Source organism: Alteromonas sp. V450 (genome assembly GCF_001885075.1).
Taxonomy (GTDB): domain Bacteria; phylum Pseudomonadota; class Gammaproteobacteria; order Enterobacterales; family Alteromonadaceae; genus Alteromonas.
This window is the reverse complement of record NZ_MODU01000004.1, coordinates 566,975-590,137: the sequence shown is the minus strand read 5'-3', so window position 1 is coordinate 590,137 and position 23,163 is coordinate 566,975. Positions and strand designations below refer to the sequence as shown.

The following is a 23,163-nucleotide window of genomic DNA, read 5'->3' as shown; positions in this document are numbered from 1 at the left end:
CAAGTAACAGCTTACTTTATATTGCAGTGTAAAGAATTACCGCTTGAATGCCCGATTATCACCAATAATGACAGCTGGCGCCCAAAATGCAGGATGTGATTTGAAAGTATTTTTGTTCGACGCTTTGAAAGATCTCATGCTCAATGAAAGTGATTTAGAGATAGAGTGACCCTTGGATAATGCATTTTCCAACATTTCCACAGATATGCGGGAAATTGCTTCATCTTCTACATTCCATTGTGTTGCAACCACCGTTTGTGCGCCGGAGCGTAACAGGTTGTTTATTAGTGGTGAATACAAGCTATTTTGCGCTATCTCAAAACGTGTGGTATCGCATGCTGCAAGTAAAACCACATCAGCACGGATATCAAATGAAGATATGGCATCGGCTGTTAAAAGCGTAAAAGCCTCATCAGAAGATAATAAGAGACCAGATTCCTCACCTTCTACCAAATGCGTAGCAAATGAAACCACTGAGTTCGACTTTTCTAACGCGTTCTGTGTTGCCGCTATCGTCGCTCTTTTACCTACGAGCAAAGAAGAGCGATTTTCAAAAAGTTCAGCTTGTCTCTGTAGTTCTTGCTTCGCATTTTTTAATTCCGGAAGCGCACTAATCTCGTCATATCCCGCTCTTAGTGTTGCCTCACCTTCTTTATTGGGTGTTTTTGAAATTGGTGCTCCTATTCCTGAAAAACTTAGGAGACCAGTTTTGTTTTTATATCCTTGCGTTCTTATCTTCAAAAAATTTGCCGCCGTAGACACGGAAGAAACAGATACAGCGTCAATTAGCCATGTCATTTTTCCATAATTAGAAAACTCTGAAAAATGTGAAACACTCTGGCCATTCAAATTCGAAACCAACGCGTTAATAGGAAGGGCTTTCAATGTTCTATCAGGCACCAAAATGAGTTCATCTACCTGTTCAAAGTTTTCGAATATCGGTGTGAATAAAACATCATAGAGCGCGTATGAAAGTTCGCTATTGAAAATGGGAGTATCAGCAAGTCGGCCTGATTCGTTCAAACGCAACCCACTATTTAACTGGCTCACCATTGAGTCAATATCAACCGCGTTACGAATATGCTTAACCACAGCTTCGTCTCTAGAGATGGCCCATACAATTTTGATATTGTCGATAATATTGAATGTAACAAACACCTCGTTCTCTTCAAGCACGGACTGCACATCAGAAATAGAAACCATCGCAACCATATCTTCACTTTTTTCTATCGATTTTATTTTTTCAGAGATTTCCGCCAGTTGCTTATTGGCTTTGTTCAAGTCTTGAGTCAGTAATTCATCAAATTCTAGGTTGTTAATTTGTTTAAAAAGTTCACTATTTAGTTTTGATAGCTTAAGTTCTAACAGCTGTTTACGGTATTTGAGATTCGTTAATTCAGAAGAAGAGGATGTTTTTGATATTCCCTTCCAATGCGATATAGACGTTTCAGACAACCTCAAGATCTGTGAATACAAAAATGCTTCTTCTTTAACTTGTTCAGATAGAGGCTGGTTTAATAATCGCGACAAGTGACTTTCAAGCAAATGAATATTTGGCTCTACGTAACTCGGTGAAATGTCGGGTTTATTACTCAACATCTCAGCAAATTCTTCCCAAGCGAAACTTACCGCAATATTTGAGTATTGTAATGCTTGGCTACTCTCTCCTTTTAGCTGAAAAATTTCAGCAGCTTCTGCAAAGGCATTTTTTAACCCTTGCTCGGAAAATTTTACCTTAATCGAAATTGCTTGCTTGATAAAGAAGGTAGCTTCGTCTAGCTGACCTTTCTGCTTTGCAATAGAGGCTCTCCTCGTTAACGCAATTAATTTTGTCACATCGTTCAACGCGGCAGCATTTTCCGTTTCCAATATGCTATCGTAAATATCTTTTGCATCATCCAGCAGGCTAGCTTGCTCATAGGTTTGCGCTAGTACAATTTCATCTAATGCTCTATCGGGGTAGTCTTTACCCCACTTTTCTTCTCTTATAGCCAGTGTTTTTTGGGCATGTTCGATTGCCCGCTTGTCATCAAGAGTGAGATAGCCTTTCGCTATATTAGCATGTGAATTTGCCGCAACAACGCTACTAGCACCGAACAGCTCTTTTCTTAAGTCGAGCGCTTTTAAATGATAGTCAACGCCTTTTTCGTAGTTGCCTGATCTCGAGAAAACTACACCAAGATTATTCAACAGCGTTGCAGTAGTTGGACTATTATAGCCATGTAAAAGATTGGACAACGGTAGCAATGCTTCGAATTCTTGCGCCGCTTGGCCGAATCTATTCAAACGATAATGTATTGCAGCAATATTAATTTTAGTCGCTAAGAGCTCTGGACTGTCGGTCTTTTTTTCAGCCTTGGCCATCGCTTCAATCTGCCGGTAAATATCAATGGCTTCATCAAGTCGATTCAATTTTTGTAGCGTCAAACCGATATTATTTAAGCTTATTTGTAGATCCGGCGTATGGCCTTTCAAAAATTTCTCTGCAATGCGCCTTGCCGTTGTAAATTCTTTTAGTGCTGATTCGTACGCTCTTTGTTTAAAGAAATACGTAGCAAAAGAATGTTTAAAAGAATATAAATAATAAGCGCCTGCGCCATCATCATCTATTGAAAAGTGCTTATCTGCCTCGCTTAATAAGGCAAACGCTTCATCAATTCTATCAAGCGCGAGGTAATTCTTTGCCAGCATGGTGGATGCCATTAGCGCCTTTGGAGAGTCAGGGTCTAAAACACGCAACGCTAGCGCATTGTACTCTCGCATTATATCTAATGTGTCTGCATTTAAACGGTGTAAGCGATTGGAGTAAGAGGCGTAAATTTCGTAAGCATCTATCAGTTCCCTATCAGAGAATTTGTTGCTGCTTAAGCTTTCTAACAATAAGCGTTTGGCCGCTTCAACCGCATCATCGGCTCGCCCGTTGTCGTATAGCTCGGCAATTTTTCGCTCATTCGTAAGAAACACGCCAACATCAACGCGACTAGAGGTTTTTGCGCCAGCCGTATCGATAACACAAAAAAGTAAAATGAAAGCGACGAAACACCTAACGAGGTTTAGCATCTTCGTCTTCTTTTTTATGTTGATCTATCCAATTGGTCACCACAAGCGCTTCTTCATATTTCTCCATCATAAGTAGCTCAATGGCCAAGTCTTTTTGCTCAGGCAATGTAAGCGTACGAAGGTCAACAATTTGCGTATTTTGAATTGTGTTACCTCGCGTAGTCATTGTAGGAACGTCAACAACAAAGGGCACCTCTTCATTAACAAAAAAGTTGAAGGCAAAAATAAAGGCAAAGCAAACGCCAAAAGCGAAACCCACCAGCAGCGAAAAGCCGGACACGCTAGCAGGTCGAGTATTGTTGGTATGAGCCCGCTGTTTACTGTGGGCTGCTCTTAAAACAGCGTTATCGAGCCTTTCAGAAGAGGTAACTGACTCAAGCTTTTTAAGATTATCTTCAATCATCATAACCTCCTACTAATCTAAGCCGACATCTCAGTTTCTCTAAAGCATACCGCAATCGGCTTTTTACCGTTTCGTTACTTACATCATGGAGCGATGCAATTTCATTTACCGTGTAGCCACCGATATGTTTGAGCAACACGACTTCGCGCTGTAATAGTGGCAACGCGCGTAACTCTTCAAAAACAATTTCCAATTCTGCGTGGTCAATATTACCAACATATGCTTCTAGGTCATCAGTACAAACATCGTCACCTTTATTAATTGATGAACACCTAAAACTATCAAGCACCTTACTCCGCAAAATTGCAAATAAGTAGCCCCCTGGCTCGCCATTTATAGTCTCGACTTTTTCTACAAACTTTTTCCAGCTTATGGCGGCTACTTCCTCCGCTTGAGTGTAATCACACAAAACACCAAGCGCATACCTAAATACCTTGTCTTTATATTTCTTATAAAAAAGGTCGAACGCATTATCAGAGCCATTTAAATATTGTTTTATTAGTTCTCTGTCATTCATGTTACGTAGCGCAATGATTCAACAACAAATAAGGTTTCCCTAACATACCAGACAACCAAAAAAAGTTAACCAGTTTTAAACTGGAACTCAATTAACCCCAAAAATGATATTGCACCGTCTTTACCTAAAACTGTAGAACGGACGCACACCATGAAGGCAATAGCATTTCTAAATCGAGAGTTAACTTTGATTCACGCAGATAGCGGTACTAGGCTTTGCATTCACAAGGCCGCTAAATTTTTAGAAAACAATTTTGATAACAATGAAATTAGAGTGAAGGACTTTGCTGTGTGTATGCATATGTCAGAACGTTCACTGCGCAGAAAGTCCATGCGGTTGTTCAAATTATCGCCGTTCGACCTCATAGAAAAATACAGGATCCAGAGCGCCAAGATTTTGCTTCGCAAAGGAATACCTGTCAGCGATGTGTCTATACTCGTTGGCTACTGTAGCCATTCACACTTTTCTTCTCAATTTAAAAAAATTGAGGGCATTTCTCCTATTACATTTAAGTTAAGCAATGCCTTGAATCACGTGACTCAGGATATCACATCAATACAGGTAGACTGTTAGCTTCAATAAAAAGCCAAAGAGCAAGCGTTACGTCAAAAACGCTTGGCTATGAAAAGACCCTCAATTGCGCAGCGTTGCAAAACATCTGTGATTCAGAGCATTAATCGTGATTTTACTACCGCATAGTATTTAAAGTTATTTTCTCTTAAATCACTTTCTATCCATTTTTTCGTATCCTCCGTAACTGGCGCTCCCCTCTCAATCAACATTTTTACGTATTTGACAGGCCTGTTTAACCGTCCAGAGAGCATTAGTACTTCTTTTACAATATCGATATCATCATTGAGTACCAATTCATCTTTTGAAAGTAAATACTCAAATAATTCAGGTCCCGCTTTGTTTAGTAAGGATCTAACCAGCACATTAGAACCATCTCCAGAGGGTAATGAAAGATCGACCCCGTAATTTTCGAGCTTTTTAAATTCATCTACATTGAAGTAAGAAGCAAGAGTTAACAGATGGCTACCATTAAGCTGATGACCTCTGTTCATAATCTCTAAAACTATTTCAAATGGCGCTTCATTTATCAGCGCAGACATTATTTTAATATCTGCATACCTAGGGCTTTCGATAGTACTTTGTTCAAGCTCTTCTAAAAATTGGTTCCAATCAACCTTACTTTTTTCCGAGAAAAGGCTTATTTCTCCCATTGAGGATGCTATTTTTTTTGACGTGCTTTCTATATTGAACTCGTCAAATCCTGTGGCTTCGAGGTATTCATCAAACTCTTTTTTTGTTAGGTGTTTGAATTTATTCGCATTGCCAATGCCACCGCTAGTTTCTGCTGGTTGATAAGACATATCCTCTAAAGGAGTACTATCGGCGCTTGCAGCCGTTGTGCGCGAAACGGTAAAACAATGAGGGGCATGACAATGCTGTGTAGATAAAGTTGGCGCCTCAATAAATCTGGCTGGAGAGAAGTATACAAAATAGATAAAACTTATCAGAAATATAAGAACTGTAGACAACACTGAAACTAAAGTCAGACGAAAAATATTGTGTGTTTCGCTTATCTTTATCCTTCGCTTTATATCATGCGACGTAATCAATACTGTAAAATTCAAAAAACCAAAAATCGCCCCTTGATAAAACAATATCAAGAATATAGATGGCTCATAGGAGAGACTGAGGCGGTTATGTATTAAAAATGAAATAACCATTTCAATCGAAGAAATAATCAAGCCTGTCATTAGCCCATAAACAGTGCTCAATAGTAAAATTTTATGAGGGCAGGACAGGTTTTTACCCGTCCTTTTCTCTACAAAATTTATAACACTGCTGCTCTGCCAATTGCTTATACTCTGAATCATAACACTCCCTCGTAAGTGATAGATAAATCGCTCGCGTGCTTTTGAGTTGAAGAATTAGTCACAGGTAGCCATTCCCTGTTCGTACTCTTTTTTCAATCTTTCCGACGTAGAATCGCCAAGATAAGTAAGTAATCCACCCATAACAGTTCTATACCCCCCACCCAAAATGGTGTTTTTGTAATACGTCGTCACCACCGTTGCTTCAATGTTCAAGTAATATCCCCATGTACTTTTAAGCTTTGCTATATGAAGAGATTTTTCGACAAATGCATCGGCCATTTCTTGTCGAGTATAACCATTAGAACATTCCTCATTGGCTTCTTCTGCGTCTGTTTCGTCAAAGCCCTTTGAAAGCGCGTCAAACTCTCGCATGTTTTCTAGTACAGAATTTTCACTCAATGCGCTGGTGAATTGATTGAGAAAACTTCTGCATTCAAATCCGCCGCTGCATGCCTCTTCCCAACCTGCCATTTTGTAATATGGCGTTGAAACCTCGATAATTTCCGCATTCTCCGGAAATTCAGCCTGCCAATTAGCTAAAGCTAACGAAGGGCTTAACAGAAGTGAGATGGCAGTAATACAGTAAGTCGAATTGCATAATAGTTTCATAATATATCCTTATATTTTAGGTTCCATTTACCCTTATTCAAAAACGCTATTTTCATCTAGAAATCTTAACGCCACGAAATCAACTTTGAGTCCATTCAATAATGTTGAAGTCGACATATAGATAGTCTTTAAAAAAAGTTTTTTTAAAAATAAAAGCGCTGCGTGCTAACGTAATAAGAGCTTGTTCAATAATGGCAATAGGAAAAACAAACTTCTACTGAATGTAGGTATAGTTTTTTGGAAACAATTTGATTGGATAGTGAAGCAGGGCAAGCAGATAATCGCCGCCGCTATCGACAATTTACTCTACAATCGCAGTCTGGCAACCCATGAAATCTATTGATATGAGGCAACCCTTGATGTCTAAAAGCTGAAGTAACGCGGGCATGGCCGTCACTTCATTCGACTTGCTTTGTGTTTTGACCTGACCCAGTACTATGTTGTTTTCGGTGGCAAAGGCGTTCGCCATGTAAATGGCTTATTGCCTGTGTTCACAGTAGTATGAGCCACAAAGCCGCTTACCGCCTATGGCTCAGTTCCCCGTCTGATAATTCGGTAACTGACTTCATCCAATCAATAAAACAACGCTGAATTTGCTCCATATCTACTCTAGGTACTACACGAGCGATAGTGTCATGTACTGGTAAACTATTTTTGAATAAGCCTTTGTCGGTGAACCACTTGAAGTGCAAATCACCAACGTCTTCAATCTCTTCCCAGCCCTTGGCACCTGCGATAAAAACAGCTGTTTCTCATACTTGTTAAGGTTGCTGTAGACTAACATTTCATCGCACGATAGAGTTTGCCGAACATAAATCATATTTCTGCTTTTTATCACGCATTCTTATGCAGTAAGCGCTAAATTCTCGTAACGCACCTTGTCCAAAGTTATCCCACTTCCCTTCTGCATTCGAGAAATCTGAAATCAGTAAACAAAAAATATGACACTTATTTTAAGTCTCATAAAAAATCCTTATTTTCCTTTGCTAAAGCAATAATGTGATAAAAAAATTATTCCTGTGTATTACTCAAGAAAGTTCAAATTAGTCCGAAATATAACCAAATTCAAATGTTTACTTTAAGCGCTAGTTTCCTTTTAGCGGACGATAAATAAGCCTGTGAAGGCAAAACATACACTTTTTGTTTGACAGTAGAAAAAATTTATCCAAATCGAAAAGTGATTGCCGTATAGCGAACTTACCATTGATTGTTAGATAGAATTATTATCTGCCATTAGTAAATTCGTACAGCAAAATGGATGGACTTGTTATTTAACATTTCAGTCAGTGACAATGAACTAGGGTAATTCAATGTGCAAGAAATAGTCTGGTGATTAGTCTGTCTACGCAGGTGATTGTGCGCGGGCTGGTGAGGATGTAATCAAACTTCTTCACTTCTTTATGGAGCGAGGGTATCGCGGTATCGGGATAAACCCAAAAGGTGATGGGCGTTTCGTTCACATCAATAGGCGAAGCCAATACGGTTTGTGGTCATACTAGTAAGGGCGCCTCGGTAACATTCTTCCACCTTGAAACCCACGAGAATGCTGGAATATGCCGAAAAAACTGATATTTGAACTAAGCTTACGGATTACTCTTCACAGAGGACTAGCAAAAAAAGATTACCAAGGGACAATCTATGCATTTAAGCGCTTAATTACTATGAATATTTTTGGAAAAATAGATGGTGCGTCTACCCTGATTCGAACAGGGGACCTCTACCATGTCAAGGTAGCGCTCTAACCAACTGAGCTATAGACGCATATTGTATTGTGTTGCACCTGAAAGGTAAGCGAATGCCGAACAACGGCGCGTATGATACTCAGCACAAGCGCTGCCTGCAAGAAAAACTTCACGAAACCGAGTTCAAGTGACTAATTTGACAGCAATTAGCCACTTTCTTCACCAACCATCCAATACTTAAATCATCTTGAAGGGAAGCGGCTTGATAGCGTCGACTAACGTACCATCACTTACCGCACGCATAAAATATTCACCCAGCCTGTCGGTTTCTTGCAGTACTGTTTGCCAGTACTTTATGCGCGTATCTGCATCGAGCACCTCAAAGTCTTTTCTATCGGGAATTTTGCTGTAAGGCAAGTTAGCAACAAACGATGACGACGGAACGAGCATTACAACATTATCGTAGCTCGATTGGTGCGGCACCCTACCCTTTAAGCCTTTGTCAAACCATCCCGGAATAGGCTTTTCATAAAAGTGCGGGTATAACACCAAGCCTTCATCAGGTCCAAATGATAAATCGAAGTGGTAGTCAACAATACCACCGTCGCGATACATGCCTTCAGGGGCCCCTTCTATTTGCGGTATACCCTCAATAACTATAGGAATTGAGCCAGATGCTAACAATGCATTATGTATATTGCCCTGCGTTAGATCATGGTATTTCGTAGGTATGTGGTAAGGATCGTTGATAACAAAGTCGGTGTTCGGCGTAGAGAAAACATAACGTGTGTAAAGACGCGACAAATTCTTACGGCTAAAGGCGTTAGCAGCTGCGCTCATGGCAAGCCCAGAAAGTTGTCTAAACTTACTCTCAAACCGTGTCGCGCCTAAACACTTTGCTACAATCAGGTGTGCTTTAAAACGTGAATTTGTTAACACCTCCTGTTTGCCAATATCGTTAACCATTTCCAACAATAAATCCTCTGCTTTCGCGGTAATTTCTCTTGGTGTTGGTTTTTCACTGTAGGTAGTCGTCGAGTAAGAAGTCGCAAGGCGGTTTATGGCAGCCAATGGATCATCTTGAACGGCACAGATTGCTCGGAACGCCCCGGCAGATGAACCTACTACGTGTATTTGATGGTTCACGTTGGCAAACCACTCGGGAAAAAGCACGCGATCTAAGCCTGCCAATGAAAACCATTTTGGGCCGCCTGAAGCACCTAAGAAATAACTAAATAACTCAGGTGAAAACCCGTTTTTCATTATGGTCTCACGTGCTTTTTTACCAGCGTATATCTCTAAAGGGGCCACTCAATTTCCTTGCAACGTTTTTTGATTAAGCGCTATTAACAAATCGCGCTACCATTTCAGGGAGTAAATGCCGTTATTTGTAAATCCAACAATAACTACCTGAATTGACTAGTTCGGTGAAATTTAACAGCTAAAGCAGCGAAAGTAACCTTTATAGCAATAGCCTTACATCTGTTCAGACCAGAGCCATCAACGGCTTTACCCGTTTTTTAAGGCTTAAGTGCGTCTATCACTTTTAGAAATATTTGATACTCATCTTCAGTGATATTCTTTAAGCGTTCATTTTGCCAACAAACAACTTTAGGCAAAAGAGCGTGGTAAATTTTCCTGCCTTCTACCGAAAGCGAGATCAACGTCGCCCGTTTATCCCGTTTGCTGGAACGTTTCTCAATGGCATTACGTTTAGCTAGGCGCTCAAGTGCTCTAGATACCTGAACTTTATCAAGTCGCGTTTCCGTAGCGATATCTTTAGAAGTTAGTGAAATCTTACCCAATTTATTACCTAACGCCCCGAGTGTGGCTAAAATTCGCCACTCAGACCTTGTAAGTTGATATGTGGCATATTCTTGTGCAAGCGAATCGCTTAAATCGCTTGCAAGCATTGCCACTTTATAAGCAAGCATGTCTTCTAACTGCATAGTCTTTGCTCTTTTTTTACGATACTCAATATACGACTCTTGGGGCGTGTTGAATAAACACTATGTTTTTCTGTTGGCAGTAACACACGTAAACACTCTTGATTAAACGCAATGTTATAAGGACTTAAAAACAAAAGGTGTAAAGCTAGCGCACCAGAAAATACTCTCGTCCCAGCTCATCCACTCACCCCTTGATATTGATTTACATTTTATTTACCTCTAGCCTAAACCACATAGTTTCATTTGTAACTATTTTATCGGTTAGCTAAGGATATCAAGCCAAAAGCTGTGACTGCCTAAGAGAGGGTGTATGGATAATTTGTTGTATTTAAAGGGTTTCAATAACGAACATGAAACTGAAGCGTTGCCAGGGGCACTTCCTGTTGGGCAATTCAGCCCCCAAAAGGTTAACTACAAGCTTTATGCTGAGCAGTTTAGTAGTACCGCATTCACCGCACCTCGAGCAGAAAACCGTCGCAGCTGGACTTATCGCCTACGTCCATCTATTGCAATGAGCGACTTTCAAAAAATTGACAACGGCATGATAAGAACTGCCCCCGAGACCGAAATACATTGCCCCCCCAATGTCCTTAGATGGGATCCCGTTCCCTTTCCTGAAAAAGACATCGATTTTGTAGACTCTCTTGTCACAATTGCTACTAATGGCGACGCCAAAGCGCAACTGGGAATGGGCATTCATTGCTACAGTGCCAATGCTGATATGCAAAACCGTGTTTTCTATTCATCCGACGGTGAATTGCTTTTTGTCCCACAGTTTGGCGACATGCTTATCACCACTGAGTTTGGAAAACTCAACTTATCGGTGGGTGAAATAGCCGTTATTCCCCGAGGTGTCCGCTTCGCGGTAACACCAATCGACGGAGCTATTCGGGGCTACATATGCGAAAACTATGGCCATCCCTTTGTATTACCTGAGCGTGGCCCCGTAGGTGCAAATGGCTATGCTAACCAACGAGATTTTTGCTACCCAACAGCGTGGTTTGAAGATAACGATACTCCGCATAGAATGGTAAACAAATTTTGCGGCAACTTATTTGAGGCAAAGCTTGATCATTCGCCTTTTGACGTTGTTGCCTGGGTGGGAAATTCTGCGCCTTACAAATATAATTTATCTCGTTTCAATGTAATGAACACCGTAAGCTTCGATCACCCAGACCCGTCGATATTTACTGTTCTTACCTCTCCTTCCGATTTAGAGGGAACCGCAAATGTGGATTTTGTTATTTTTCCTCCCCGCTGGATGGTTGCTGAGAACACATTCCGCCCGCCCTACTATCACCGAAATACGATGAGTGAATTTATGGGATTAATTGAGGGGCAATACGATGCTAAAGAAAAAGGCTTCGTACCAGGAGGAATGAGCTTGCACAATTGCATGACGCCACATGGCCCTGAAGCTGAAGTATTTGAAAAAGCGTCTCAAGGAGAATTAACGCCACAGCGCTATGAAAATACCCTTGCGTTTATGTTCGAGTCTCGCTACCCAATAGCACCAACACCGTTTGCTATGTCCAGTGATATCAGGCAAAAAGATTACCTTGCATGCTGGAAAGGCCTGAAAAAGTACTTCGACGGCAAGCTTTAAGAACAAATGGGAGAAAGGTGGTGTATGCCTTTTTCCCTTTGCCGTACTGAAAAGTGAACAACACCCCAAAGCGCACCGAAACGACAAAATAAATCAAAATCAAACAGATACACCGGTAGCGCATGGTATTATTCTTTCATAAGCACTGCTATGAAAACTATTCGTTACACTTTTGCTTTCCAATCGTGTAACGCGCCGAATCAGCCTCTGTTGCCTCTATTTTTACACCGCGATTACAATCAACCAACAAAATATAAAGCTCCACGTTAAGGAATATTCCCTATGGCAGATTTGTTTGAAAACCCAATTGGGTTAGATGGCTTTGAATTTTTAGAATTTACCGCACCGAAGAAAGGCATGCTGGAGCCCATTTTCGAAGCAATGGGTTTCACTCGTGTCGCAAAACACAAGTCGAAGGAAGTAGAACTGTGGCGCCAGGGCGATATTAACCTTTTAAGTAACTACGAGAAAAATTGTCATGCCTCTTATTACGCAGAGGAACACGGTCCCTCAGCTTGTGGTATGGCATTTCGCGTGAAAGACTCTCAAAAAGCATACAAAGAAGTGCTAGCGCGCGGCGCTCAGCCCATGGATACGCATACTGGCCCGATGGAATTGAAACTTCCTGCCATTAAAGGCATAGGCGGTGCAATGCTTTATCTTATTGACCGCTATCAAGGTGAAAACACCATTTATGATATCGATTTTAACTGGATTGAGGGCGTAGATCGTCACCCTGAGGGATGTGGTTTCCACACGCTGGATCACCTAACACATAATGTGTATCGCGGGCGTATGAACTTTTGGGCAGGCTTTTATGAAAAGCTGTTTAACTTTAGAGAAATTCGTTACTTCGATATTAAAGGCGAATACACCGGACTGTTGTCAAAAGCAATGACCGCTCCTGATGGGAAAATTCGCATTCCACTTAACGAAGAAGCGGTTGGTGGCGGCGGTCAAATAGAAGAGTTCTTAATGAAATACAACGGTGAAGGTATTCAGCACATTGCTTTTGCCTGCGACGACCTAGTGGCGTGTTTAGATAAGCTCAAAGCAAAAGGAATGAAGTTTATGACGCCACCGCCAGATACTTATTACGACATGTTGGAAGAACGGTTGCCTGGCCACGGCGAAAATGTTGGCGAATTACAAAAACGCGGCATATTGCTTGACGGTACCACTGAAAATGGCGAACCCAGACTATTGTTACAAATATTTTCAGAAACCGTGTTCGGCCCAGTTTTCTTTGAGTTCATTCAAAGAAAACAAGACGATGGGTTTGGTGAAGGTAACTTTAAGGCATTGTTTGAGTCGATAGAACGTGACCAATTAAATCGTGGCGTACTTGCCAAATAATGATTTAACGCACCAGAGTAAAGATAAAGATAAAGATATGGCCAGTTTAGCGATACTGGCCTTCTTTAACCCTTTTGATAGAGTGCACAAGCCGCACCACTGGGATCTATCACTACGCAAAAACAATCACTTCCATGGCGACGAATATCGCCTACCTGCTTTCCACCTAGCGACTTAACATGATCAAGCGACACTTGTAAGTCTTCAACGGTGAAGTAATTTATCCAACCGCCCGGCACGTCGTGATTCACTCCACGTTTTTGACAAATGCCCCCAATGGGTGTGCCATCGGGCGTTAACATCACATAATCCCGATATCCTCCCATATCTACCGGCTCCTTTTTCCAGCCCATAACGGTTTCATAGAAATTAACGAGAGACTCTGCGTTTTCAGTTGTAATATCACACCATGACGAATCTGACATAAAAACTCCTTTCCCTTAAATAAACAAAACCATTGTTGTTAACAGTACTTTAAAACTTTATATCACTTTAACTTATAAGCCAGAAAATGGGAGTAATCGTTGATTTAAGGCGCGTACACTTGACTAGATCTCGCACAAAAATTTTATAATCTCTCTTATTTGTCAAGCTAAGATTTTGCAAAAAAAACTAAGATTTTTTATTTTCTTTATAGACACAGCCTGTGGAAAATGCTTGCTATTTCAATAATGTTATCCACTGAACATTGTTTGTACAGTTTATTAAATGCTTTAATTTCAATTAGTTAAAAGAACTCCCCAAACTACTCAACAAACTTATCCACAGATAAAGTGGATAACACGTAGCACTTAAGCACAGTTAATGGTTTAATGTGACCATCACCGTAGTTACTACAATTTAGCAGTTCACATGCCTAAACAAACGTTACTTGTACGCACATCGTTATTTACAATTCACAGTTTAGATCCCGAGAGTGACATTCCTTCTTCAGTGCTTAGCAGCCCACTTTTTTTTCTGGGTAAGACTGAAGAAGAACTGTCAATTGTAGTCCCTGAATACGTGGAAGTTTCCTCTTTAGACAGTGACGAGGGTTGGCGTGCACTCGAATTACTTGGGCCGTTGCATCTTTCTATGGTTGGGATTATGGCTCAAATCGGAAAGGTTCTTGCGTCCGCTAAGGTGGCGATATTTGTTGTTTCTACATTCGATACCGATTTCTTTCTAGTAAAAAATAACAAACTGGAAGACGCGGTGGCGGCCTTAGAAGCAGCCGGTTATTTTATTAATAGAGAATAGTATTGAAGTGAACGATAAGCTTTTGTTCCACGCCCCAGAAACATTTAAGAAAAAAATTGATATTTTCAGCCCCGTCACTGGCCAATTGGTTGCATTAAGTGAATTAGATGACAAACTTCTTAATGCGGGTGTCTTTGGCCCCGGCGCAGCGGTAATGACTAATTCGAATACGATCGTCTCGCCTTTCGACGGCACAGTAAAAAAGGTAACCCCCCTCGATTACGCTGTTGAACTGCAGTCTACAGCAGGGCTGAAATGCAGAATCAAATACGGTAATAATACTCATCACCTACACAGTGCACAGTTTCAATGCTCGTTACACCAAGGTGATAGAATATCTACCAAACAGGCCCTTTTCACCGTCAATGCTTCTTGGCTTAAACAGCAAAATGTGAACAACCATTGCATAATGACAGTATTGAACGCTACTGCTTTGCTCGGTGTACTTCCCACCGTTCGCAAGTATGTTGAAGCAGGAGAGGACCCGCTTTTTTCGCTGTATATATGAATCTCTTTCGCTTGCCCGTTTATCAATAAACCAACAAATTGTATGATGGGGTAATTCAACAAGTAGTACGGAAAAAAAAGATGAATACAGTCCTATACGGGATCCCAAACTGTGACACCATTAAAAAAGCAAAAAAGTGGTTATCAGACAATAATCAAGACTATTCATTTCACGATTACCGCAAAGACGGAATTGATTCCGATTTTCTCGAGAAAGCAGAATCGGAGCTTGGTTGGGAAGCCATGCTCAATAAGCGAGGCACCACGTTTCGCCAACTAGACGATGCAGACAAGTCAGAGCTTAATCGAGAAAAGGCCCTTGCGTTGCTTGTTCAGTACCCTGCTATGGTAAAACGCCCTATTCTCTTTCATCGCAACGCATTCCATATTGGTTTTAAACCCGCTCAGTACGAGGAAATATTTTGTTAAACGACTCTGTGATTGAAATTGCAAAGCAATTGATAAACCGCCGCTCGGTAACGCCAGAAGATGCAGGTTGCCAAGAGGCCATGGGCGAATTTTTAGGTACACTCGGGTTTGACAATGAAACTATGGTTTTTGAAGATACTACAAACCTATGGTCTCGCCGAGGTAAAGAAGGCCCTGTATTTTGTTTTGCTGGGCACACCGATGTTGTCCCTAGCGGGCCTGAAGCCGCCTGGAAAACGCCCCCCTTTATAGCAACTGAAGTTGACGGTTATTTACACGGACGGGGCACAGCTGACATGAAAGGTAGCCTTGCGGCCATGTTAGTAGCCACCCGCGAATTCGTAAACAAATACCCTGATCACAAAGGCAGCATAGCCTACCTTATTACCAGCGACGAAGAAGGCCCGTTCATTAATGGCACTACACGCGTTATAGATACCCTTGAAGCGCGCAATGAAAAAATTGATTGGTGTATTGTTGGTGAGCCCTCCTCTACTAACGAAGTGGGCGATATCGTTAAAAATGGCCGTAGAGGTTCATTAACCGGCGATTTAATCGTAAAAGGCGTTCAAGGCCATGTCGCCTACCCTCACTTGGCCAAAAACCCTGTACACACCGCAATGGCAGCGCTAGATGAATTAGCCAAATCTCACTGGGATAACGGCAATGACTTTTTTCCGCCCACCAGCTTTCAAATATCAAATATTCACGCCGGTACAGGCGCTGGTAACGTTATTCCCGGTGAACTTCACGTTTGTTTTAATTTTCGTTTTTCAACGGAAGTGACTGACCACATTCTAATTGAGCGAGTTACTGCTATTTTAGATGCCCATGAGCTAGAGTACGAAATAAAATGGACATTTAACGGTCAACCATTTCTAACCGATACAGGTGCACTGCTTGAAGCAACGCAAGAGGCTATTGCGGCGGTAAAAGGTAAACCAACGGTACTGTCCACCGCTGGCGGCACGTCTGATGGGCGCTTTATCGCACCAACTGGCGCTCAAGTTATTGAGTTAGGCCCTGTAAATGCCACTATTCACAAAATTGACGAGTGCGTAAAAATGTCTGACTTGGAGCAGCTAGCCGATATGTACTTTGGTATATTAGAACGTCTGCTGGCTAAATAATCGGTATTCTTAGCTATGGAGCAGATACCCGAACAAGCGTGGCTAGGCCAGAAAAACGACTTTCTTGTTGACGCTGGCAACGGCCACAAGCTGCACCGAGACGTTGTTGCGCCGTTTCTTGCTATGCAAGAAGCGGCACAGAAAGACGGTTTAGACTTGCAATTAGTCAGTAGCTTTCGTGATTTCAACAGACAAACTGTTATTTTCAACCGAAAATGGACAGGCCAAGCGCCGCTTCTCGATATACATGGCGATGCGCTTGCTTTCAATTCGCTCAGTGAAAACGATAAGCTCCATGCAATATTAACATGGTCTGCTTTACCAGGTGGCAGCCGCCATCATTGGGGAACGGACATGGACGTATACGACAAGACTGCAGTGCAAAAGTGGGGCGGTAAATTTGATCTTGTTGAGAGCGAATATACATTGGGTGGGCCATGCCATGCGCTGTCTTGTTGGCTTAACGAAACCATGGACCAGTTTGGATTTTTTCGTCCTTTTTCAATTAACACCGGAGGCGTTGCTCCAGAGCCATGGCACCTAAGCTTTAAGAGCATAGCGCGTGACTTCGAGAATACTCGAAACGTCAACGGTTTAATAAACGCCCTAGGCAAAAGCGATATTGAAGGCAAAACATGTATTTTGCCACAGTTGCCAGCCTTGTATAATCGCTACGTTTTGAATAATACCAATCAGCATAGATTGGTATAAAAGGGGCTAGCCTGCGGAATATTTATGAGTACTACTTGGGTCATTATTATTATTGTTTTAGTGTTGGGAGTTGTGATTGGCAACATCACGCTGCTTAAATATAGTGCGAAGTTTAAGTTTCCTACTCCATCGAAGCCCTACGACAGCGATGAAAAAGAAGTGCCACCATCAGCAAAGCAAAAAGACTCTGAACATAGTGCCGACTAAACTTGTCGACAGCGCTTACTTAGCTTGCTTGACTAACTAAATTTAACGATTAGTGACAAAAAAAGGTGGCTTCTAAACAGCCACCTTTTCTAATTTCGACGCCTATAACAGCACGCCGTAATGCGTTTATTTGCCTTTGTTTTTAACGTATTTATCCAACCAGCGATCTTGTTCCCACAGGGTGTGTAGTACGCTTTCTTTTGCGCGATAGCCATGACTTTCTTTTGGCAAAATTACCAGGCGAGTTACTGCACCCAACCCTTTAAGTGCATTAAAGTAGCGCTCACTCTGCATAGGGTATGTTCCAGAGTTATTGTCTGCTTCACCATGGATCAATAGCAGCGGTGTTTTCATTTTATCCGCGTGCATAAACGGAGACATCGTATAGTAAACCTCTGGCGCGTCCCAATAGTGACGTTCCTCAGATTGGAAACCAAACGGTGTTAACGTTCGATTATATGCACCAGAGCGAGCAATACCGGCGGCAAACAAGTCTGAGTGAGAGAGCAAATTTGCAACCATAAAAGCACCATAGCTGTGCCCACCTACAGCAACTCGCTCAGGGTCAATGATACCCCGTGCGTCTAATGCATCTATTGCTGCTTTCGCGTTAGCAACAAGCTGTGTCCTAAATGTATCGTTAGGCTCTTTATCACCCTCACCAACAATAGGGAAAGAAGCGTCATCGAGCACAACATAGCCTTTTGTTACCCAATAAATCGGAGAACCGTACCATGGATAGGTAAACGTGTTTGGATTCTGGGTATTTTGTCCTGCACTCGATTTGTCTTTAAACTCACGAGGGTATGCCCACAAGATCATGGGGTATCGCTTACCTTCCTCGAAGTCGGTGGGAAGGTAAAGCGTCCCTGTTAAATCAAGGCCATCCTCACGCTTGTAATTCACTACTTCTTTTTTAACATTCTGCAAACTCTGGAATGGATTACTAAAATCCGTTATCTGTACAAGTTTGTTATTAGTTAAGGTTCTAAAGTAATAATTAGGGTAATCATTCTTCGACTCAATCCTAACTAACAAGCGGTCGTTCTTAACATTGTACTCGCGTAAATCTTCGAACTTATCGGTAAATTCAGACTGATATAAACGACTTGTTTCATGCGTTTCAAGGTTCATTTTATCCAAAAAAGGGAACTGCCCTTCTGGTGTAAAACCTTCTCCCATCAAAAATGCGTGTCCATTTTTAACCGCTAATACGTTCCTGAAGAATTTGTTTTTTGTTGTAACAAAAGCCCCCGGATCGCTGTATCTATCTTGATAATTTCTATCTGCGATAATTTCTGTTGGCCTGCTCTTATCGGGGCTAAACACGTACGTTTTTGTGTTTCTGTTGTTCCACCAATAGTCCATTGCTATCGCAACGCTGTCATCGTGCCAAATAACTTGGTAAAACCTGTCTTCTGTTTTTAGCAGAGGCTGTGCATCACCCGAAAAAGGGGCGCTTAACTGAGACAGTTGGTCGCGATACGGCACGTCTTTTTCTGGGTCGCCTTCATCCAACGCTTCTACGTACACTAGCGTATTGGGCTTGTCATTGCGCCATTGCACATTTCGTATACCTGTTCTTACCGCCATGAAGCCTTGAGGTAAGTCTTCAATAAGCGGTACGCTAGCGATTGTTTTAACAAGTTTAGCATCGGCGGTGTATACATCTATATTGTGGGGAAAACGGCGGTATGTCACTAAATAGGAAAACGGACGCTTGTACTGTTGAACCATCACATAATCGCCTGCTGGCGATACACTCAAATTGCCATACATACCCGACGGCAACCATGCTGCCGCTTTTCCATCTAAACCAACAGTATAAATCTCTGAGCGAGCAAGCTGCTCAAAGTTTTGCTCATCATTTTTGTTTTTAAGTAAATCTTGGTAGGTTCTATTCTGCGCTTTTTTACCATCACTAACAGATATTGTCGGCCCCGTCGGTACGGCGAACTCTGCGTCTATCAATGCTTTACGGTTGCTTGGAACAACCTTTACAAGCATAGATTTGCTATCGGCTTGCCAATTAATCGCGTCGCCCATATTTGCATTAACAGGCTTATCAAACAGCTTATATGCCTCGGCTTTTGCAATGTTCAACACCCATAGCTCAACGCCCGTTTTGGAGGTATGTGTAAAAGCAATATATTGTTGGTCTGGAGACCATCTAAAATTCGCGAGTTTTGGAGACGATGGCATGCCTTTGACTACCATGCTTTCATCGCTGCCCACTTTTTGAACCTTAAGATCATTGTAATACGTTACGCGACTACCGATATTTGTTGTTGGGTCGATTCGTAAACCCGCTAACCGTAGCTCTTCTTTCGACAACGCTTCGATAGACTTGTAGTTATCTCGGTATAACAACACCATATTGTTCTGAGCATCATCCATCAAAGTAGAAGGTGCTAGTGTGACGTCAACGAGATCGAGTATTTCCTTAGGTGGTTTTTGATAGGTCAGCGCGTCTTGAGCGAAAGACTGCCCAGCGAGCACCACAAGCCATAACGCTATCCACTTTTTAAACATGGGTTATTCCTTTACTAGAGTTGGAAAGTGTACCGTCGATAATGAATGTATCGTTTATAACGGAGAGGTTTTTACCGCAGTACCGCTGATGCTTACCATAAGCATACTGCCCTTGTCGCCTATTACTTGATAATCCAAATCAATACCTACAACCGCATTCGCCCCCATACTTCTTGCTTCGTGCTCTAGTTCAGTAAAAGCGAGCTTACGAGCCGTGGTCAGCTCTTCTTCATATGAACCGGAACGTCCGCCAACAATGTCGCGAATTGAAGCAAACAAGTCTTTTACAATGTTTGCTCCCATCACTGCCTCACCAACAACAATGCCGTAGTAAGCCTCAATTTTGTGGCCTTCTAATGTAGGGGTAGTAGAAACTATCATCTGTAACTCCGTTTAATCTAAGGTTTTTAGTACCAGCCCCGTGCAAGTGAATTTAAACTTGTACCAAGTGCTGTTTAATTAACGCTATGCGCTCCTGTGCCTGCGTTTGCGGATACGCTATTGTAGGCTGGGCTCCCCAAACGGGCTTAGGCCATGCCACATCATTTTCATAACGGGCGACGTGGTGCACATGAAGTTGTCTAACCACGTTTCCCAGCGCTGCCACATTTAATTTTAGCGGAGAAAAAGCGGCTTGCATCGCTTTAGATACCAACGCCGACTCTCTTAAAAGCGTAACTTGATCATCGCCTGAAAGGTCGATAATTTCAGAAACTCTGCTTCTCATGGGCACAAGAATAAGCCAAGGGAATTGGCTGTCGTTCATCAACAGTACACGACACAACGAAAGATCACAGACAAAAAATGTATCATTGTGTAAACGAGGGTCTAATTCAAACATCTAAATCGTCCAGTTTAGTCGGTATAACGGTAAGTAATGCTCGTTGGCCAATCGCTACTTTTGCGTTGGGAAATACGATGGCCTCGCCATCATATTGCGCGACATATTTAGTCTTGGGTTCTGAGGCAAGCACAGTGCCTTTTTTAAAGTCGGTAAAATTTGGCGTATCGTCATCAAAATGAAGCTCAAAGGCTTCTTCGTTTCGATTTATTACTTGGTTAACACGGTATATATCTAACTCAGCAATATCTACATCAGGCGTATAGTCTAGTTGCGTAATAAGCGCAGTAATTGCACATTTTGCATCTTCAAAGCGCGACATATCGTTTTCGCCAAACGGTCTAACTTTTCCCAGTTCTACAGTAAAAGCATGGGCGTTAAACTGGTATGAGGAATAATAGCTAAATGTTGTCGTTGGCGTTTCTGACAACATGATGGTCTTAATTCCACAGGCAGCAAGAAAAGCCAGCTGGCTCTTACTGTGCTTGCGATCGTGTAGATAGGGATATACCGCAAACTTCTCGTTTTTTGAGGCTCGGATGGCGGTATGCAGGTCATAATGGTATCGGATTGCTTGGCTTTCACCACGTTCGAAGAACACTTTCACAGCCTGTTCCAACTGCTTCGCTCTTACGCGCTCAGCATTAATAAGCCCTTTACCCTCAGAATGTGCACCGCTAAATAACCGGTTCATATTTTCTTCAACAAAACGTTGAGCAATATCCATTGCCGGTAAATTGCCGAATAAAAAAAGAACATGGTGAGCGATAACAAGCTTTTCGGTGAGTATGTTCTTTACTAGTTCATCACAAATTTCAATCGGCGCTGTTTCATTCCCGTGGACTCCACAAGACAGCACGATTTTTTTACTCAGTTCACTGCTGTTTGCAGGCTTAAATTCAATAATACCAGGGGCTGATACACTAACGGCTATACCGTTGCTTAGTAGAAAAGAAGAAGGCGTGTCGAATAATTCAGGATTGCGGCGAGAAAGCGTGAGAAATTCGCCACTATCAGTAAGTGCTTGCATGTTTAAACCCGTGTAATATCAGAGGGTCATAGTGTAGCCATACGAGTTTTGAAAATCATTAATTTGCAGAACATAAGCGCGAGAAAGCTGTAAATTTCGGTAGTGCTTTACGGTGAATTACGCCTGGGCACGCATCGGGGAATTGCCAACCATTATTTCTTTGTTGGTAAGTTCAATAAAGTCGTTCAGCGGAACAGCCCGCGAAAACAGATAGCCTTGCCCCTGTGTTACCCCTACTTCTCTTAGAATATGCAGCTGAGCAAGAGTTTCTATTCCTTCTGCGACAACATCACATCCCTTTGCATTTCCAATAATTCGGGCAGCCTCAATTATTGCTCGATTAACCGGGTGCTGCTCTAACTCCATAACAAAAGATTTGTCTATTTTTAAAGAATCTAGATCCAGATCACGGATATAGGCTAAGTTCGAATAACCCTTACCAAAGTCGTCAACTGAAATTGCAACGCCTAGGTTTTTCAACTCGTCTAGTTGTTTTTTTACCATTAGCGAGTTAGACAGCGCAACGTCTTCGGTAAGCTCTAACTCTAATTTAGACAGCGCAATTCCGTAACGCTTACTAAGCGTAACTAAATTAGGCAATAATTGATTATCGTAAAGCTGGGTAGGTGAAATGTTAACAGATAACACAAGCTCCAATCGCTTGGCTTCAAATTCCGTTAATGTAGAAAAAGCCTGTTCTAAGGTCCAATATCCCAGCTCGCTCATCATATTATAAGACTCTGCGGCTTCAATGAGAGGGCCCGGAAATAACACGCCATCAATAGGATGATTCCAGCGCAATAAGCATTCAGCCCCAACTATCTTCAAAGAACTCAAATCTACTTTAGGCTGATAGTAAAGCTCTAGTTCGTGAAAAGACAGAGCCCGCTTTAAATCAGCTTTAAGCGTTAAGCTGCGACCTGTTTCTGCACTATCTTCCTTCGTTAGCGAGAAATAATTTTCGTGTTTGCTTTCTTTAGCCTGTTTAAGGGCGGCTTCAGCACGCGAAACAAATTGGGTAATATTAAAATCTTTAGACTTATTGGTGGTTACGCCTACGTTAAAATCTGCAATGAATGCATTGTCTTCGTAATGCATTGGCGTTTTAAAATGCTCTACAAGGTGTTCAAACTTTTCCCTGAGTTTCGTTTCGTTACTCAAGTTAATAAATACTACACCAAACACATCGCCACTGATTCGCCCTACTTTTGCATTTTCTCCAAACAGCGTTTGGATGCGGTTTGCAATGGCGAGCAAAAACTCGTCTCCTACGTCAATACCTAAACTGGTTGTCACATCAGAAAACCTGACCACATCAATCAACATTAAAGACATCGTAGAGCAATTTTGTGCGTGTCTAGCAACGCTGTCGATAAATGCGTAGCGGTTGGGGATGGTTGCCAATGAGGTATGACGGATCATGAAGTTTTCCTGCAGCTTTACGCTTCTAGGTAATAAAAACAACTACTTAT

22 protein-coding genes, 1 tRNA gene and 1 pseudogene are annotated in these 23,163 nt (G+C 41.9%); 9 read left to right on the top strand and 15 right to left on the bottom strand.

Features of this window, described 5'->3' with window-relative positions:
* Nucleotides 1–36: 36 nt before the first annotated feature.
* The 3 genes from BK026_RS02655 to BK026_RS02645 are packed head-to-tail and all read right to left on the bottom strand — an operon-like array spanning nt 37 to nt 3,980.
* Complete coding sequence (locus BK026_RS02655; RefSeq protein WP_071814422.1) at nt 37–3,060, bottom strand: CHAT domain-containing tetratricopeptide repeat protein; 3,024 nt, start codon at nt 3,058–3,060, stop codon at nt 37–39.
* On the bottom strand, nt 3,044–3,463 hold the full coding sequence (locus BK026_RS02650; RefSeq protein WP_071814421.1) for a hypothetical protein: 420 nt from the start codon (nt 3,461–3,463) through the stop codon (nt 3,044–3,046). Before BK026_RS02650 ends, BK026_RS02655 begins: the two co-directional genes overlap by 17 nt.
* Nucleotides 3,456–3,980 (bottom strand): RNA polymerase sigma factor, encoded by a 525-nt coding sequence (locus tag BK026_RS02645; RefSeq protein WP_071814420.1) that lies wholly within the window; start codon nt 3,978–3,980, stop codon nt 3,456–3,458. Before BK026_RS02645 ends, BK026_RS02650 begins: the two co-directional genes overlap by 8 nt.
* A 150-nt stretch (nt 3,981–4,130) precedes the next feature.
* On the opposite strand from BK026_RS02645, the gene BK026_RS02640 reads away from it, so the two are divergent.
* Nucleotides 4,131–4,553, top strand: a complete 423-nt coding sequence (locus BK026_RS02640) for a helix-turn-helix transcriptional regulator (protein ID WP_071814419.1) — start codon at nt 4,131–4,133, stop codon at nt 4,551–4,553.
* A 92-nt stretch (nt 4,554–4,645) separates the two neighbouring features.
* On the opposite strand, the gene BK026_RS19475 is transcribed toward BK026_RS02640, so the two are convergent.
* The 6 genes and pseudogenes from BK026_RS19475 to BK026_RS02610 all read right to left on the bottom strand — a co-directional run bounded on the left by BK026_RS19475 (nt 4,646) and on the right by BK026_RS02610 (nt 10,103).
* A complete protein-coding gene (locus BK026_RS19475) occupies nt 4,646–5,863 on the bottom strand; it encodes a hypothetical protein (RefSeq protein ID WP_143142075.1) in 1,218 nt (405 codons plus the stop codon).
* A 54-nt stretch (nt 5,864–5,917) separates the two neighbouring features.
* Nucleotides 5,918–6,472 carry a hypothetical protein gene (locus tag BK026_RS02630; protein WP_071814417.1) on the bottom strand — a complete coding sequence of 185 codons (555 nt, stop codon included), beginning with the start codon at nt 6,470–6,472 and terminating at the stop codon, nt 5,918–5,920.
* A 304-nt stretch (nt 6,473–6,776) separates the two neighbouring features.
* Nucleotides 6,777–7,209: pseudogene (locus BK026_RS19750) on the bottom strand (ISAs1 family transposase); the annotation flags it as partial.
* Nucleotides 7,210–8,156: 947 nt separating this feature from the next.
* Nucleotides 8,157–8,233 (bottom strand) — tRNA-Val (locus tag BK026_RS02620).
* Nucleotides 8,234–8,391: 158 nt separating this feature from the next.
* The gene (locus tag BK026_RS02615; RefSeq protein WP_071814416.1) at nt 8,392–9,465 is read right to left on the bottom strand and encodes a patatin-like phospholipase family protein; all 1,074 of its coding nucleotides are present in this window, start codon (nt 9,463–9,465) and stop codon (nt 8,392–8,394) included.
* A 209-nt stretch (nt 9,466–9,674) separates the two neighbouring features.
* Nucleotides 9,675–10,103, bottom strand: coding sequence for a MarR family winged helix-turn-helix transcriptional regulator (locus tag BK026_RS02610; protein ID WP_071814415.1), 429 nt, complete (start codon nt 10,101–10,103; stop codon nt 9,675–9,677).
* 310 nt (nt 10,104–10,413) lie between these two features.
* On the opposite strand from BK026_RS02610, the gene hmgA reads away from it, so the two are divergent.
* On the top strand, nt 10,414–11,709 hold the full coding sequence (gene hmgA / locus BK026_RS02605; RefSeq protein ID WP_071814414.1) for a homogentisate 1,2-dioxygenase: 1,296 nt from the start codon (nt 10,414–10,416) through the stop codon (nt 11,707–11,709).
* A 282-nt stretch (nt 11,710–11,991) separates the two neighbouring features.
* Nucleotides 11,992–13,065, top strand: coding sequence for a 4-hydroxyphenylpyruvate dioxygenase (gene hppD / locus BK026_RS02600; RefSeq protein ID WP_071814413.1), 1,074 nt, complete (start codon nt 11,992–11,994; stop codon nt 13,063–13,065).
* Nucleotides 13,066–13,130: 65 nt separating this feature from the next.
* Here the strand turns inward: hppD and BK026_RS02595 are convergent, their stop codons facing one another.
* A complete protein-coding gene (locus BK026_RS02595) occupies nt 13,131–13,490 on the bottom strand; it encodes a VOC family protein (RefSeq protein WP_071814412.1) in 360 nt (119 codons plus the stop codon).
* A 427-nt stretch (nt 13,491–13,917) separates the two neighbouring features.
* Between BK026_RS02595 and BK026_RS02590 the strand changes: the two genes are divergently transcribed.
* The 6 genes from BK026_RS02590 (at nt 13,918) to BK026_RS02565 (ending at nt 17,288) form a co-directional block, all read left to right on the top strand.
* Nucleotides 13,918–14,304: an ACT domain-containing protein gene (locus tag BK026_RS02590; RefSeq protein WP_071814411.1), complete on the top strand. Its 387-nt coding sequence runs from the start codon at nt 13,918–13,920 to the stop codon at nt 14,302–14,304.
* Nucleotides 14,305–14,311: 7 nt separating this feature from the next.
* On the top strand, nt 14,312–14,812 hold the full coding sequence (locus BK026_RS02585; RefSeq protein ID WP_071814410.1) for a PTS glucose transporter subunit IIA: 501 nt from the start codon (nt 14,312–14,314) through the stop codon (nt 14,810–14,812).
* 80 nt (nt 14,813–14,892) lie between these two features.
* Nucleotides 14,893–15,240: an ArsC family reductase gene (locus BK026_RS02580; protein WP_071814409.1), complete on the top strand. Its 348-nt coding sequence runs from the start codon at nt 14,893–14,895 to the stop codon at nt 15,238–15,240.
* A complete protein-coding gene (gene dapE, locus BK026_RS02575; protein WP_071814408.1) occupies nt 15,234–16,370 on the top strand; it encodes a succinyl-diaminopimelate desuccinylase in 1,137 nt (378 codons plus the stop codon). Before BK026_RS02580 ends, dapE begins: the two co-directional genes overlap by 7 nt.
* A 15-nt stretch (nt 16,371–16,385) precedes the next feature.
* Complete coding sequence (locus tag BK026_RS02570; RefSeq protein WP_071814407.1) at nt 16,386–17,081, top strand: M15 family metallopeptidase; 696 nt, start codon at nt 16,386–16,388, stop codon at nt 17,079–17,081.
* Nucleotides 17,082–17,105: 24 nt separating this feature from the next.
* Nucleotides 17,106–17,288 (top strand): DUF2897 family protein, encoded by a 183-nt coding sequence (locus BK026_RS02565; RefSeq protein ID WP_071814406.1) that lies wholly within the window; start codon nt 17,106–17,108, stop codon nt 17,286–17,288.
* A gap of 126 nt (nt 17,289–17,414) precedes the next feature.
* Here BK026_RS02565 and BK026_RS02560 read toward each other — a convergent pair whose 3' ends face one another.
* From BK026_RS02560 to BK026_RS02540, 5 genes are all read right to left on the bottom strand, one after another.
* On the bottom strand, nt 17,415–19,820 hold the full coding sequence (locus tag BK026_RS02560) for a S9 family peptidase (RefSeq protein ID WP_071814405.1): 2,406 nt from the start codon (nt 19,818–19,820) through the stop codon (nt 17,415–17,417).
* Nucleotides 19,821–19,874: 54 nt separating this feature from the next.
* Entirely contained in the window at nt 19,875–20,201 is a 327-nt protein-coding gene (locus BK026_RS02555; protein ID WP_071814404.1) for a heavy metal-binding domain-containing protein, read from the bottom strand.
* Between the two features lie 52 nt (nt 20,202–20,253).
* A complete protein-coding gene (locus tag BK026_RS02550) occupies nt 20,254–20,661 on the bottom strand; it encodes an HIT domain-containing protein (protein WP_071814403.1) in 408 nt (135 codons plus the stop codon).
* The gene (astE, locus tag BK026_RS02545) at nt 20,654–21,691 is read right to left on the bottom strand and encodes a succinylglutamate desuccinylase (protein WP_071814402.1); all 1,038 of its coding nucleotides are present in this window, start codon (nt 21,689–21,691) and stop codon (nt 20,654–20,656) included. The genes BK026_RS02550 and astE overlap by 8 nt, the downstream gene beginning before the upstream one ends.
* A gap of 117 nt (nt 21,692–21,808) precedes the next feature.
* Nucleotides 21,809–23,113 carry a bifunctional diguanylate cyclase/phosphodiesterase gene (locus BK026_RS02540; RefSeq protein WP_071814401.1) on the bottom strand — a complete coding sequence of 435 codons (1,305 nt, stop codon included), beginning with the start codon at nt 23,111–23,113 and terminating at the stop codon, nt 21,809–21,811.
* Between the last annotated feature and the right edge of the window lie 50 nt (nt 23,114–23,163).